The 16,458-nt window shown below is 46.0% G+C and carries 2 protein-coding genes (1 of these 2 only partly in view); both read right to left on the bottom strand.

Going from position 1 to position 16,458, the window contains the following annotated elements:
• Positions 1-1,322, bottom strand: partial view of a type I polyketide synthase gene (locus tag CJU60_RS11815; RefSeq protein WP_095713871.1) — the start only. The gene continues 12,418 nt to the left of window position 1, outside the view; the window shows 1,322 of its 13,740 coding nt (coding positions 1-1,322); its start codon is at positions 1,320-1,322; the stop codon falls past the left edge of the window.
• Positions 1,306-16,458, bottom strand: coding sequence for a non-ribosomal peptide synthetase (locus CJU60_RS11810; RefSeq protein ID WP_095713870.1), 15,153 nt, complete (start codon positions 16,456-16,458; stop codon positions 1,306-1,308). Before CJU60_RS11810 ends, CJU60_RS11815 begins: the two co-directional genes overlap by 17 nt.

Raw genomic sequence — 16,458 nt, 5'->3', positions numbered from 1 at the left:
CGGGCAGAATCCTCAAGTACACGCCTCTTCCGGCTTTCAGCAGTACCGCGATCGATTGCGCGAAAAGCGGCACGCTTTTGTTCATTTTGATCAATACAATGAGAGGAGGAAAAATGCTCACCGTACTCCTGGGCAAGAAACGCTGACAGCTCCGCAATCGTGGTATGCTCAAACAGGAGGGTCGGTGAAAGGTTCTCACCAATTTTGTCACTGATGGTTTCTACCACTTCAAGCAAACCGGAAGAATTCAGGCCCATTTGATAATAGCCGACCTGCTTTTCAATCTGTTCGACCGGCTTATTGATTTTGTCTGCGATTAATTGGCTGACGAATTGTTCAGCAGCCTCGTATGTCCCCGTACTCTCGGCTGACGATGACACCTCTTTGATTCCTTCTGCAGCCTGTGAAAGTTCGGCTGTATCTTTACTCGCCTCCTGGCTTTGAGGCAAATCCTTGCGGCCTCCATGAATAAGCTCTGCTTCACGCACTAATTTACTTGTGAAGTTTTTCAGTTCAGCTACCTTTTCTCCCGAAGCATTAAAAAATTCAAGCGTTACATAAATGAGCTCTTTTTCCTGACGGACAGATGAACGCTTAATTCTTGTCATGCAATGCGTCTGCAAAAGGGCTGAAGCAGAAAAAGATTCATAGAACAGAGGCAAAAACAGCCTCTGTTCCCCTTTAAGCAAAGATGTAAGCAAATTGTTGGCTCCCACTCCGCTCCCATCGATGAGAGCCGGATGAAACATAAAGCCTTCTGCATGAAGCATAGCTTCGGAGCCAAGAGAAAGATCAAGGAGCACACCGTCTTCCTCTTCATAAATATGTCCATTCGCTTTCATATATCCGCTATGCACAAGTTCCTGGCGTCTGCACTGTTCATACACATCATCGAGCTGTACAATCGTGTCCGGAGTTGCTTTGAGGTGATTGACCTCCAGTGTTTCTTCAAACACTGCCGGCACGTCGGTGTGCATATCAGCCTTCATAAAGAGCTTTTCATCTGACGCTTCTTTATCACGGCGTTTTTCGAAGCCTTTAACTGATATTTGCCAATGCCCTTCATTTTTCTCCGTGCAATCGATATTGAGCATAATTACCGAATCCTGTCTAGCAGTCAACGGCTGGTAAATGGATAAGTTCCGCAGCTGAAGCTCTGAGAAGGAATAGCCGTGTTCTCTGAATATCTGGTAAATCATATCAATATAAGCCAAACCCGGAAGAACATGTTGTCCGTAAACCACATGGTGATAAATAAACGGATTTTTTAACGATAGAGTGAGTTGCTTCGTTATATTTTTCACGTTAGACCTCCACTTCATAAGAATCCCATATGTTTGCTGTGTCCATTTTTAAGGTCTCCTCTTCCGGCTTTGACGCGCCAGCCGAAAACACCCGTTTCTTTAATTCAGGAGGCGATATTGGACTACGCTTAATCACACGTTTTTTATCTTCATCCCACGCCTCTAAAATGACATGGGCGTTTGTCCCCCCATCGGCAAAGCAGTTAATGGCCGCAGCAGGCAGCTGTTCTGTCCATTTTTCCAGCGATCGGCTGAACGTGAGATTCGCTTTCTGCTTATCGAAATGTGGCATCTCTTTATCACCTGATAAAAATGGAACAACACTGCGCTCTTTCATCATCAGAACAACCTTGATAAAACTTGCGATTCCTTCAGCACAAAGCGGATGTCCGATATTCGGCTTGATCGATCCGAGCGAAAGGGGATTTGCGTTCCCTGAACGGTACACGGATTGAATCGCTTTAAGCTCAAGCAGATCGGTTACCATTGAACCTGATCCGTTTGCTTCAAGATAGCTGATGTCCTCTGGCTGTTTTCCGCTTTTGGCAAGCGCAGCCTTCATGACTTCCTTTTGCGCCTCCAAATTAGGTGTTGCAGGCCCTGCGGTTCTTCCGTCATTATTGACCGAGGCTGCTTTGACCACAGCATAAATGGTATCTCCGTCTTGTATGGCCTGTTTTACCGTTTTTAACAGAACCATTCCGACACCCTCACCTAAAACAACGCCATCAGCACGCTCATCAAACACATGGAAGGATGAACGCTTACTTAAAATGCCGCGCTGCTCAAACAGCCGGTGAGAGGCGTCTGAACCAAGCAAGCTGACACCGCCCACTACAGCAGCTTTCATATCCCCGCTGTGTAAGGCCTGAATAGCCATGTTCATACCGACTAAAGCTGATGAACATGCTGTATCTAACACAACACTCGGGCCGCGGACATCAAAAAATTGTGAAATATTTGCCGCTACATAATTCTGGCCGACTGTCACGATAGGATTCTTCGCATGAAGAAGACTCTCTTCATCAGGCTTGTGCTGGCTTCTGCCTCCAAGATAGACACCGATAGATTCACCCTTTATTTCATCTGGTGTATATCCGGCGTGATACCAAAGTTTCAAACATTCTTCCAATACCAATAACGCTTGCGGGTCCATCGCCTTTACATCCTCTTCATGGAGCAGGAAGAAATCATGATCGAAATGGCTGATGTGATCAATGACTCCGGCATAATACGGTGACTGATAACCCCAGCGCTCTGCCGGAACCGGTCCGATTGACGAGCGTCCCTCAGATAATAACGACCAATATGCTTCCAGTGTATCCGCCCCCGGAAAGCGGCAAGATAACCCGACAACGGCGATATCCTCTGGATGAGAACTCGGTGACGAGGACACCGGCACCTGTCTTCGGCTGACAGAAGCTGGATCCTCCGCAGGGTGAGGTGTGACTGTCTCAGTTCTATTTGCCGATGATGCTTCCGCATTTTCCCCTATCTTGTCTCCAAACAGAGCAGTCAAGGATTCGGCATAAGATCCTACAAGCCAATCAGCAAAGCGCTGAATTGTTGGATATTCATAAAGAATTGATGGATCGAGCGCTGCGTCTAACTTTCGATTAATACGCTGGAGCAGCTGTGCCAAGATAATAGAATCTACACCATAATCCTGAAATAAATCATCAATTTCCAGGTGTTCGCGTTCGATTCTCAGCTCTTCAGAAAACAAAGCAACAAGCCATGTCCGCGTTTCATCTAAAAGCAGCTCATGTTTAGCAGGCTCTGCGGTTTTCCCGATTTTTTCAGGTTGTGATATTAGCAAAGCTTCTTCTTTCAATCCAGATTCTTGCCGGATCCGCCGCTCCATCAGCCGGTCTGGCTTCCAATTTTCCTGATTCGTGATAGCAGGGAGGACAACCGGCTGCAAGGTCCCAGATAAGATTTGATCCAGAAAACGCAAGCCCTCTGAATTCGTAATGCTCAGCAAGCCGCTTTCTCGATATGCTTGATTTGTCACTTCCCCCATACCGGTTTCTTTCCAATTCGGCCACTGAATGCTGAAGATTGGCGCATTTTCCTTATGTGCTTCTGCAAAATAATCCATATAGCTGTTAGCCATGGCATAATCAGCTTGTCCAGCCGAAAGTGCCGGAATAATGGCAGAAACAGAAGAAAATAATACAAAAAACTGTAGTGGCTCACGACTTACATAGCGATAAAGGGTTGTAAGCCCAGACACCTTCGGCTCCAGTACCTGCTGTATATCATCAGCTGTTTTACGGATAAACGCCAAGGTATCCATGTCCGTTATTCCTGCACAATGAATAACTCCGCCAATTGGTCCCATTGTTTGATTGATTTCATGTAAGGCTTGCTGTACTTGTGTCTCATCAGACAAAGAGAGTGACAGCATTTGAACTTGTATGCCTTGTGCCTCCAGCTCCCGCACCGCTTGAATTTTCTCCGCCGCAGAGGTATTTAATGTCTCAGCATGAGCCCAGTCCTCTCGCGGAGGAAGCTGCTCACGCCCTGTCAAAACCAGCTTTTTCACTCCATAGTGTTTCGCAAAATGCCGGGCGCTTAATAGTCCGATTCCTCTTGTCCCGCCTGTAATGAGAAGCACATGTTCTTCCGGGAAGGTCTGTCGCTCTTCGATTCCTTTCCAGGTTACCGGATGCGCTTTTAAGTAAGCCTGGTACCGCAAGCCCTCTCTGTAGCAAACCTCCGTCTCCTCAGTATCGGAATAAAACTCCTCAGCGATCTGCTTCGCGAGAATATGAGGATGAACAGAGTCTTCCGCATCCATATGCCTTGATCTCAAATGGCTGTATTCGCTTTGAAGCATACGATACAAGCCAGCACGGGAGGCTCCTGTCATCTGCACGGAAGGGTTTTGGAATGATTCCAGCCCTTTCGTCACACAAAGCAGCATGATTCCCTCTTTATGCCCGTCTTCAACCAGCCTTTGAATCCAGCTAATCCAATGTAGCTGTTCTTCCTCGTGTCCGCCGCAACCGATTAAATCCACAAGGCCGTCAAACTGTTTCCAATCATTACTTAACTGTTCATTGTCAATCCGGCTCACATTTAATATAAGATGTTTCGGGAAATGCTTTGATACTTCAGCTGCCAAGTCAGCCGTCTCTTCATTGCTGAGAATCGCAACAGCCCTTGTCCCCGGCGTTTTTGTGGCAATCGGACTTACGCTCCATTGTTTTGTCAAAACACATGAGGTCCGCTTTTCACTATGATCAACGAACTCTATGTTGTCCGGTTCTGAAAGACGTTCCTCTGCCGGAAGCCAATAGTAATCCTTCGCAAACGGGTATGAAGGAAGGCTCATCAGACGCGGTTTGGCTGCCTCACCATATAGTTTAGCCCAATTGACCGCGACACCTTTGACCCATAAATCCGCAAGCTTGGCGTATTTCCTTTTTCTGATCCAAGCCTCAATAGCCATTGCCAAGTCCTCATCAGCAGAAAAAATGGCTAACGCTTCTTTGTTTCGATTCGCCTGTCCGCGGAAGAGCCCTTCAGTCCCTTCCTTGCTGTCAACATACGCTTGCAGTTTTTCTTCAAGCTCCTGCATTGTGCCCGCAATACAAGCCATACGTTCATCCATTTCTTCCCGCCCGACTTGAAGCGTGTAGGCGATACGGTGCAGATCTTGATCTGTATACTTTTTGTCACGAATGGCACCCAGCAATTGTGCAGCCCGATCCATTAGCCTTTGTTTATTTTTAGCCGACAGCACAATAATGTTCGGATGTTCAGTAAGCGCATGTCGGGAACCTGCTTTTGGAATGTATTCTTCAATCACAATATGGGCGTTTACTCCGCCAATCCCAAAAGAACTTATTCCTGCCCGGCGCGGGATTTCGTTTCCGTTCCGGTCTTTGACAGCTTTCCATTCCTCTTTTTCTTGGACAATGTAAAATGGACTGTCAGTAAGCTGCAAGTAAGGATTGAGCGTATCGCAATGCAGGCTTTTGGCCAAGGTTTTATGCTTCATCTGCAGCAGTACCTTAATCAGGCCTGAAATACCCGCTGCCAGCTCCAAATGGCCGATATTGCTTTTAACTGAGCCGATCCCGCATCGATGATCCGGAACTTCCGGCTGAGTGTGCTCATCCCTATTAGACAGTTCTTTAAACGCGGCTTTCAGCCCGTTTATTTCTATCGGATCTCCCAATTCAGTCCCCGTTCCGTGTGCTTCGATATATGTGACTGTACTCGGATCTATGCCCGCCCGGCGATATGCACGCACCAGCAAATCAGCTTGCGCTTTCGGATTAGGAGATGTCAGAGTATTGGCTCTTCCTCCGTGATTTTCTGCCGTACCCCGAATGACGCCGTAAATATGATTCCCATCGCGCTCAGCATCTGCCAGCTTTTTCAGCATGATCATTCCGACACCTTCTCCTCTGACATAACCATTCGCATCAGCAGAGAATGTTTTACATCTACCGTCTTTGCTCAGCATGCCAGCTTTGCTGTAGCTAATGTGCGCCTCCTCGGTTAATATCGTGTTCACGCCTCCTGCGATTGCCATCTCACAGTCGCCGCTTTGCATTGCAGTCACAGCACGGTGAATCGCAACTAGCGAGCTTGAACAAGCCGTTTCTACCGGTTCACTTGGACCATGGGTATTTAAGAAATAACTCATTCTATTCGGACCGACCGAAGGAATCATATGGCCTGTTGCGGCATGTCCTTCAATCGGGAGATTTTCTTTATTAAATAAATCTTTATATCCTGTATTTCCTGTGCCGATAAAGATGCCTGTCCCTGTACCTGAAAGGCTCTGCGGCGAGCATCCGGCATCTTCTATCACCTTCCATGCATATTCCATTAACAGCCTCTGTTGAGGATCTACATAATGGGCTTCACGGGGTGATATCCCAAAAAACAACGGATCAAATTCTGCTACACCATCAATAAATCCGCCCCATTTGATGTCAGTCTTATTGGCTTCTGAGTCAGGATTTCCAAAATGCTCCCGCCAATCCCAACGGTCTTTCGGGACTTCCGTGATACTGTCTTTGCCTTCCTCAAGATTTCTCCAGAATTCATCTATGTCATTGGCTCCAGGGAATCGGCCGCTGATGCCGACAATGGCGATCGGCTCATAATCGGCAGTCTGATTTGTGTTTCTTTCCTCTTTTGGCATAACAGTCTGTTTATAGCGCTGTTTTCTCCTCTTTGTCATGCTTGGAGCCGCAGGAGCTGTTTCTTCATCTTTTTCAGGAACCGATGATATTACGTTCTCCTCAGCAAAAGCCTCCTTGTATTCATCTATCAGATAGTCAGCCAAACTTTGAATCCTTCCATATTCAAAGAAAATGGTCGGCGTCAATTCCAATTGATATGCTTCGTTAATCTGATTCGTAAATACAGTGAATGAAACTGAATCAAAGCCATACTCACTCAGCTCTGTATTGATATCGATATCATCAACGTTCACTTTTAAAATGACGCTGACCATGTGACTCAATGAAGCTTGCAGGCTGTCTGCAGCAGGTAAAGAGTTGGATGGTTCATCAGTTCCGCTGACAGATGCATCTTGATGCAGCCAGTCATCCTGATACTCAGACATTACATATTCAGCCAGGCTTCGTATGCTTCCATATTCGAAGAAAATGGTCGGCGCTAACTCCAATCGGTACACTTCATTAATCCGGTTTGTAAATACAGTAAACGTAACCGAATCGAATCCGTACTCGCTGAGTTCTGTATTGATATCAATATCTTCAGTGTTTACTTTTAAAATCTCTCCGACCATCTGGATGAAAGACTGTTCCAATTTACGGGTTTGGCTGTTATGTTTATCTGCGCTTTTATGATCCGTCCGTTTGATTTTAGACCCGGAAGAGAGCAATTTTTGCTTCATTTTCGCAAGCTGACCTTCCATCACGAATACTTGCGGCTTTTCTGAAGCGATTCCTTGATAAAGGGCTTTAATGCCGTGATCACTTTGCATCGGGACCATTCCTGCGTTTTTCAACATACTCTTTTCAATTTCAGCATCAACTTGCATACCGCCCTCTTTCCATAACGGCCAGTTGAAGGAAATGGTTGTGCCGTTCCGCTTCTTAGACACGGCAAGCGCGTTTCTGTACACGGCAAATGCATCCATAAATGTATTGGCTGCTGCATAGTCTGCTTGTCCAGTGTTTCCTAAACATCCGGACACAGAAGAAAACAAGATGAAAAAGTCCAACTGCCAATCTTTGCTGCATTCATCTAGATAAAACAAACCGTTCACTTTTGGCTGTAATACTTCTTGAAACTCTTTATTTTTTTTGTGCACAATGAAGTGATCTTTTATGATGCCTGCACCGTGAAGAATTCCATTGAGATGGCCGTACGTCTCTTTGATTTCATCCATGAGCCGTGAGACCGCCTTTTGATCTCCAACATCAGCCTGTTTATAGATAACCTCTGCACCCAACTTTCGGAGAGCCTCAAGCTCCTGCTCCTTATGCTCACTTAAGACTGAGCGTCCCGTAAGAATGATGGCCGGATGAACGGCTCGATTGGCAATTTCTTTTGCAAACAAAAGGCCTAAGCTCCCCGCTCCACCTGTGATAAGGTAAACGCCATTATCCTTCCATGGCATATGAAGCTCAGCAGCTGCCGGACGCGCTATTTCACTCCAGCCTTTGACAAAGCGGTCACCAGCTTCATATTTGATCTGTTTGTCATCAGGCCTCTGACTGTCGTCTATCAGCTTTTGATGAAGGCCAATGATCTCTTCCGGATTCTCGACCTCAATGACCTGAGCTGTAAGTTTGCTGTATTCCAATTCTGCTGTTTTGAGTAATCCGGACATTCCCGCAAACAATTGCTTCTCGCCTTTCCCCGGCACAATCACTTGAATGATCAGATTAGCTTTAGAGCGAATCTTCTTTTGTATGAGTTCAAAAACCTGCTGTGTATAGCTTTGAAAACGTTCAGCGATATTCCCCTCAGTTTCATTCAGAGTAATGACATGCACATTCTGCATGCGGGATGCAATGCCGTCGCTGACCTTTCGTTCGGTTTCACAGAAGACAACGAGATGCTCTCCGTAAGATGTCACCTCTTTAGCGATCACCTCATCCTGCTTATTCCAAATCGGCTCGAGCATTAACCGCTCATGTGTAACTGCAGGTTTTGGCGAATGAACTTCTCCTTCCAACACTCTTGTTGAAAATCCCTTCATCCTTACGCATACGTCCCCAGTCTCGTCAAACAAATCGATATCCGCTTTCTGCACCATATCCCCGCCGTGATCACCGTCACTTAACCGGGCATATGCCCACATCGCAGACGTACATCCTTTGATCACTTCAAGTTCTTCAAGCGCAAACGGCAAAATCAATTTTTGCTCAGTAAATTCCTGCATGATACAGATTGTGGCAGCTTGAACAGCGGAGTCCATCATACTCGGATGCAGCACAAAACGTTCCTGTGTGTCAGAAACAGATGCTGGCAGCTGCAATCGTGCCAAAACCTCTCTGTTTCCGATATTCACTTTCTGAATTCCTTGGAATGCCGGACCATGAAACATTCCTCTGCTTCTGCCTTCCTCGTAAAATTGGTGAGGCGAAAGCTCCTTCCGGCTGCAGCGGCGCTGTAATTCAGCAAGATCCCAAGCCGGCTTTTCTGCTGCAGTTATCAGTTCCGCACTGCCTTGACTGTGTATGGCTGAGTCTGACCCTTCTCCGGTACTGTAAATGTCATATGTGATTTTTCCATCCTCTTCTGGAAAGAGACTGATATGCACATGAACCGGCTGACTCTCGACCACTACAGGCTGAACCCAAACGGCGTGATTCAATTTGATTCTGACATCCTGTTCGTTCGTGCTGCCTGTCGCCTTGTTTACAGCCATTTGCGCCATTTCAAGGTAGGCAACCCCAGGGAGCACCGGCTTCCCTCTCACCACATGATCTGTCAGAAAGAATTCCTCACCTGTAAAAACTGAACTGAATCTCTGCTCAGAAAAGTCTGACGTATTTTGATGAAGCAGCGGATGCAATGCACTGACGCCTGTCTGTTTAGCGGACATTCTTCCCGAAAGCTTGTGATCATCCTGTGATGCCCAGTATCGTTCCTTTGCAAAAGGATATGTCGGCAAACTCATTCTGTTTGGACGCACATCTTTGTAAAGCTGTAGCCAATCAATATGCGCTCCTTTACTCCATATCTCCGCCAGCTTGTTCACTTTTCCTTTTGCGATCCACTTTCCAATCAGTTCCGCGCTGTCTTCATCCTCTGTCAGCCATGAAACATCCTTGGCTTGCTGCTTCTCTCCTTGATAACAGCCTTCTATTGGTGAATATCCATTGATAAAATCAGCCAGCCTTTGTTTTAACTCATCCACATGATCAGCGATAAAGGCAACCCGATATTCCATTGCTTCTCGCCCGACCTGAAGGGTATAAGCAAAATCAGCCAGACGGCCGCTTTCAAGCCCTCTTCTTTCCAAATGAACCAAAATTCCATGTACATACTCATGCAGCCGCTCTTTATTTTTTGCCGATATCGGAATGATGCAGGCCCCTGTTTGTTTCTGATCAGCAGAAACTGTTTTGTATTGCTCGAAAATCGCATGAGTGTTTGTCCCGCCAAGCCCGAACGAACTAAGTGCAGCCCTGTGCGTTTTTATTTCATTACTCAATGCTTTCTTTTGATCGACGACGTAAAAAGGAGAATTAGCTAAGTCTGTATTTGGATTCGGATCCTTATAATTGATGCTAGGAGCAAGCTCATTATGGTAAAGGCTCATCACCACCTTAATGCAGCCTGCCAGCCCGGCGGCCGTATCAGCATGTCCGATATTGGATTTGACCGATCCGATTCCGCAAAATTGTTTTTTATTTGTATACTGCCTGTAAACTGCCGTCAACGCTGACAGCTCGATTGGATCTCCAAGCTTCGTACCTGTACCGTGCGCTTCCACATAGCTGATGGATTCAGGCTGAATATTCGTTTGATTCATGACCTTTTGAATCACGTCCGCCTGTCCTTTTACACTTGGTGCATAAAAGCCGACTTTGTCAGCTCCATCGTTATTTACACCTATGCCTCTTAACAACGCATAGATGTGGTCACCGTCTTTTACGGCATCCGCCGCTTTTTTCAGCAATACAACGGCAACGCCCTCACCGCCAATCATTCCGTCGGCAGAGGCATCAAATGCCTTAATATGCCCATCGCTTGAAAAATTCAAACCTGACTGATGCACATATCCGATATTTGACTCGGTGTGCAATGTCGCTCCGCCGACCAAAGCATAATTAGATTCACCAGACATCAGGCTTTGATAGGCGGAATGCAATCCGATTAAAGAAGAGGAACAATTGGCATGAACGAAATAGCTAGGCCCTTTCAATCCGAGCTTATGAGAAATCATCGTCGGAATGGTTCCGCTCTGTGCAAGCACCCACGATACATAACCGTCCGGCGTTTCAAGGCTCTCCGTTGTTTCTTTTGGCAAGAGCGCGCGATATGAATTATTGCTTGCTGACATATAAACACTCGTTTCCGGAATCTGTTTGGACACGTAACCGGCATCTTCTATCGCTTTCCAGGAGTGAGTCATGAGCATCCGCAGCTGCGGATCCATAAATTCAGCATCTTTAGGTGATATTTGAAAGAAGCTAGGGTCAAACTCGTCCTTCCCTTCAATCGAGGATTTAGCCGGGACATACCGTGAGCTCTCAGTCAGTTCCTCTGAAACACCAAAACTCCGAAGCTCTTCTGTACTGAAAAATTTAATACTTTCCTTGCCGTCTCTAAGGTTCTCCCAAAACTCAGCATGGTTTTTCGCACCTGGAAATTCACACGATATCCCAATAATCGCTACACTGTCCTCATAATAATCCGGAAGATCACCAGTAACATTTTGAGTGTGAATAGGCTTATCTGACTTTTCCGCTGATGCTAAAGTCAAAGAGAAACCAGTATCCGCCATTTGTTGTTCAGTGATATATTTACTGATGCCTTTGATCGTTGAGTATTCAAACAAGTCTGTGACAGTAAACTCACAGGATAGTTCATGCTTGATGCGTTCGGCCGCCGTAACAGCGAGAAGCGAATCGCCTCCCACATCGAAAAATCCGTCTTCCTGCTCAATGTCATAAACGTTCAGTACATCTTGCCAAATAGATAAAATAGTTTCCTGTATTTTCATAGAAGCAATATTCCCTTGCCTTGGCTGCTTCGCTGTCACTTTTTGTTTCTTCAGAGTGTTTCTGTCTATCTTGCCGTTCGGTGTTAACGGCATATGGTCAAGCTGGGTAAAATAAGAAGGCACCATATAGGCTGGTAAACTGTTTTTTAAATAATTCCGCAGCTCCCTTGATGATAGAGATAAATTTACATCTTTCCCTGTATAATAGGCAGCGAGCTTCTCGTCTCCGTCCTGTTCAGCTGCCAGAATGACGCTTTCCTGAATAGCCGGATGTTCATTAAGCCGGCTTTCAATATCGCCAAGCTCAATGCGGAATCCGCGTATTTTCACCTGGTTGTCGATGCGGCCGATATATTCAATCCTGCCTCCCGGAAGCCAGCGTGCCTTGTCACCTGTTCTATAAAGCTTTGACCCATGCTCAAAAGAGCTGTCTATAAATCTTTCATCCGTCAATTCACCCTGTTTGTAATAGCCCTTTGCCACTCCGTCCCCCGCAATGCAAAGCTCTCCCGGGACACCAGCCGGGACAGGCGTAAGCTGCGAATCGGTAATATAAATCCGGGTATTTGCGATAGGCCGGCCTATCGTGATGTGAGATCTTTCTTCATTCACACGCTGGACCGCAGACCAGACTGTTGTTTCCGTAGGTCCGAACATATTCCAGGCTTCGCTGTCCGTATTGAGAAAATGCCGCTTTAGCTTTTCAGGTAAGGCTTCGCCTCCGCATAGAATCTTGACTCCCTCTTCATTTTTCCAGCCTGAATAAAAGAGCATTTTCCATGTCGCAGGTGTTGCTTGCATGATTGTCGGTCTCAAATCTTGTATGTCGCGCTTCAGTTTTTCAACGTCTTTTGTATGTTCAGTTTGGCAAATATGGCACTGCGCCCCCTTTATCAAAGGGAGATATAGCTCTAAAGCAGCTATATCAAAACAGTAGGTTGTCACAGCAAGCAGGCGATCCGCTGATGAAAGACCGGGCGTCTCACCCATGGAAACGAGAAAGTTTGTCAACGCTTTATGCGGAATCATGACACCTTTTGGCTTCCCTGTGCTGCCGGACGTATAAATGACATAAGCCAAGTTTTCCGGCTTGACGGTGCGCGAAAGAACACGTCGATCAAAAGCGGCTTGAGTGACATCATCCCAGTCCTGATCTAACAAAACTGTCTGAACCCCATTCCAGCTTAAAGTATTGGCCAATTCGGAAGTAGTCAGTGTAATGGAGACTTCACTGTCCTTCAGCATGTATTCCAATCGCTCAGCCGGATAAGACGGGTCTAACGGCACATATGCTCCTCCTGCCTTGAGAATCGCCAATAAACCTACAATCATTTCCAGCGATCGATCCACATAGATACCTGCCAAGCGATCCGGCCCCGCTCCATGCGCCTGCAAATATATGGCCAGCTGTGTGCTTTTTTTATCAAGCTCCCGATACGTCAATGTTTCACCTTTATAGCTGACAGCCGCCCGATTAGGCGTCTTTTTCGCCTGCTGCTCAAATAACTCATGAAAACACGCATGTGGATAATTCTTGTCAGTAGCGTTCCACGTTCTGAGAATCATTTGTTCCTCTTCTTCAGTTAATAAGGAATACTCTTTTAAAGACTGAGAAGGACTCCCAACAGCCTGTTCTGTTAAATAAACAAAATGATCGAACATAGCGGAAATAGCAGCGGTATCAAACAGCCCAGTATTGTATTTGATGTTCAGCTCCATTTTTTCTTCTTCTTCCCATAGCTCAAACACCAATTCGTATTCACCCTCTTGATGAATACTCTCAACGAAATCAACAGAAAAGGAATCCTTATATTTACTCAACAGACTTTGATAACTTCCAGTTTGAAGAAAATTCTGATAGAAAAAAGCTGTCTGAAAAACAGGTGAACCTGCTTGCTGGCGAGAAATATTCAAATCCCGCACCATTTTTGGAAAAGGATAAGCCGCATGATCCAGTCCATCGAGGATTGTGAATTGCAATCTCGAAACGAACTCAGAAAAAGTTTCTGCCGCTTTCAGTTCACCCCGGATAGGCAGCATATTGAGAAAATGCCCAATAGAAGAATCAAATCGCTCTTCAGGTCTCACCATCGCAGGCATGCCGACGATCAGTTCTTTCTGATCGCAATAACGGCCTAACAGCATCATATAGCAGCTCAGCAATATCGTTGAAACATTTGTAGAATGCTCTTTGGCAAACGATCTGACACGCTCCATTAAACTGCTGGGCAGCCGCCGAGCGTATGTGTCTTCCTTAAACTCTGAAACGGACGTACTGGTGCTTACAGCCGGCAGCTGAAGATTCGGCAATGTGCCCGATAGCTGTTTCCGCCAATACGAACGATGTTTCTCGCCGTCTTCACCGGCAAGCATGTTCTGTTCCCAAGCGGCAAAATCATGATAAACGGCCGGTGAAACAGACTCTTTCGGCTCCTGTCCTTCTAATAGAAGCTTATAGCTGTCAAAAAGGCTGCGAATAAACGTCAGGGAAGAAATCCCGTCAAAAATAATATGGTGAATAACCACAAGCAAAAAATGCTCTTCTTCTGATCTGGAAAAAACACGGACGCGCATTAACGGGCTGTTTTCCTTTACATACGGTTCTTTTACTTGTTTTCTAAGATAAGCAGTTGTGTCAGACTCTTTCATACCCGAAATGTCTTCTGTTTTGATATCAAGAGATAGCGCCGGCTCATTTTTGAGGCAAGGCACTCCGTCTTGTTCTTGAATCACATGCTTTAATATCGGATGCTGTTTCAGCATATAGTGAAAAGCTTGCTTTAAAGTTTCAAGGTGAATCGCTGACGTAAATCGAAAACAGAGAGGTACGTGATACGCGCTATTTTCAGGTGACATTTTTTGCAATGTCCACAAACCTTTTTGAACTTCAGAAAGAGGTTGAAAGGCTGCTTGCTTTTTTTCCGCCTCTTCTGATAGGGGTGCGTCAATGCTGTCTTTGTCACCAGGCAGGCTGCGCGGCAAATCTTCTTTTTCAGACAGATAGTTTGCCAGTGATTCGATTGCAGGATACTTATATAACTCTCTGGCTGTGAGTCTGATGCGGTATTTTTTCTCGACCGCCCGAATAAGCTTCATCATCTTAATAGAGTCAATACCGAGGCTTTGGATATTGGTGTTGGGCTCAATCCAATTGCGGGAAACATGAAGCTCATCAGTAAAACAGCTGAGCAGATATTCCTGTATATCTTCTCTTATTCTTTTGGCATCATCTGCTTCTTGTGTCTCTCCCTCATCGTTTATACGGTTCGGTTTGTGAAGCAAGTGGTCGAACTCCCCATTTTCAAATGCCGTTTTCAGCTGTGTGCGCTGAATCTTTCCTATAGCTGTTTTCGGAATCTCTTCTTTATGCACCGGAAGCAAAAATTCGGGAGTCACACCGATTGTCTGCGTGACATGATACTGTATGTTTCTAAGAAGCTGAACGATTTCATCATCATTCATCTGGGCGGAAGTAACAAAGAAGATAGCCAACTGATCCGTTGTATTGTTATTCACACGGACAGCACAAGCGGCAGTATAAGAAGTTTCGATTTCCGCTAATTCTTCAACCGCGGATTCAATCGCATGGCTGTAGTAATTGACACCATTAATAATAATCGCATCTTTCGTACGGCCCGTAATGGTTAGACGCCCATTGCGCAAAAAACCAAGATCGCCAGTTTCAAACCAGCCATCCTCCGTAAACACACTCTCATTCAAATCCGGGCGCCGATAATATCCGCTGGTAACAGAGAGGCCAGAGACTTGAAAACGGCCGATCTCGCCTTCCTCAACCAATTCATTATGGTCATCCACAATCCTCATGGAGAATCCAGGAATCGGGGAGCCTATTTCCACAAAACCATCATCATCGCTTGTTGCGGCACGGGTAAACTCACGAGAGAAAATCACGCCGGATGAAGTTTCAGACATGCCCCATGCAGGGCGAATCGCGTCACCAGGCAATCCGTGAGGTTCTAAAAGCTCTAGCATTCTGCGCCCGACTTTAGCGACCATCGCTTCACCGCCATTGAGCATATAGCGCATGGATGACAGGTCCCAGTTTCGATTTTTCATTTCATCAGAAAAATCAGTGACAAGTCCGAAAGCAAAATTCGGCGCCCACGTAACAGAAGCACGGTAATGATCAATCCAATCAAGCCATTTTAGAGGTTCCATCAAAATCGTTTCACTTGCGACGTTGATTTCTTGGCAGCCAAGATAGACATCCCGCAAATGAAGCATCCCAATGCCTCCGACATGATCAAACGGCATCCAGTTAAACGTGATATCCTCTCTTGTAAAACCTTGCATTTGAATAATGCCTTTCACCATGCTTAAAATATTTTTGTGATTGAGCATGACTGCTTTGGGAGTGCCCGTACTCCCTGAAGTCAGCAGCAGAAGCGCCAAATCTTCAGGGTGAGCTTGATGCCAGTCGGTTTCCATCTCATCACGGTAAAGATCCTCGACAGCCAAGGCGCGAAAACCTTCAAGTTCTTGCTCTTTTGCCCAATCAATCATTTCCTGAAGCAATTCCCGACTCGTAATCACCGGCGGCCTGTCAAGAAGTGTCCATGCGTCTTTCAGCTTTTGAGTCCCGCTGTTCGACTCTGTGTACGTTGGAGCAACAGCTAAAGGAGCCGGAACAATTCCAGTTGAAACACAGCCCCAGAAAGCAGGGATAAATTGTGAATTGTCACCAAGCTGCAAGATCACATTGTCCTTTGCTCTCAGGCCAGATTGACGGAGCCCCTTCACAATACGCAGCGCATCCTTCCATAAACGGCCGTAAGATTGCTGAATCTCAGTTCCATCCGGCTGCAGATAAATGATCCCCTTTGTTTCTCCAAGCTCCGCTGCAGTTTTGTATAAAACCTCGGGTATTGTAGCCGGTTGATCTTCGGATATATGTAATGGCTCCCCATAGCTGACAGAGGGATTAGATAATCCGCGGGTATTCACATCATTTCTCAT

The sequence above is a fragment of the Bacillus sp. 7705b genome (assembly GCF_002289525.1).
Taxonomy (GTDB): Bacteria; Bacillota; Bacilli; order Bacillales; family Bacillaceae; genus Bacillus; species Bacillus halotolerans.
Note: the sequence above shows the minus strand (reverse complement) of the source record. Positions and strands in the feature narration are given on the sequence as shown.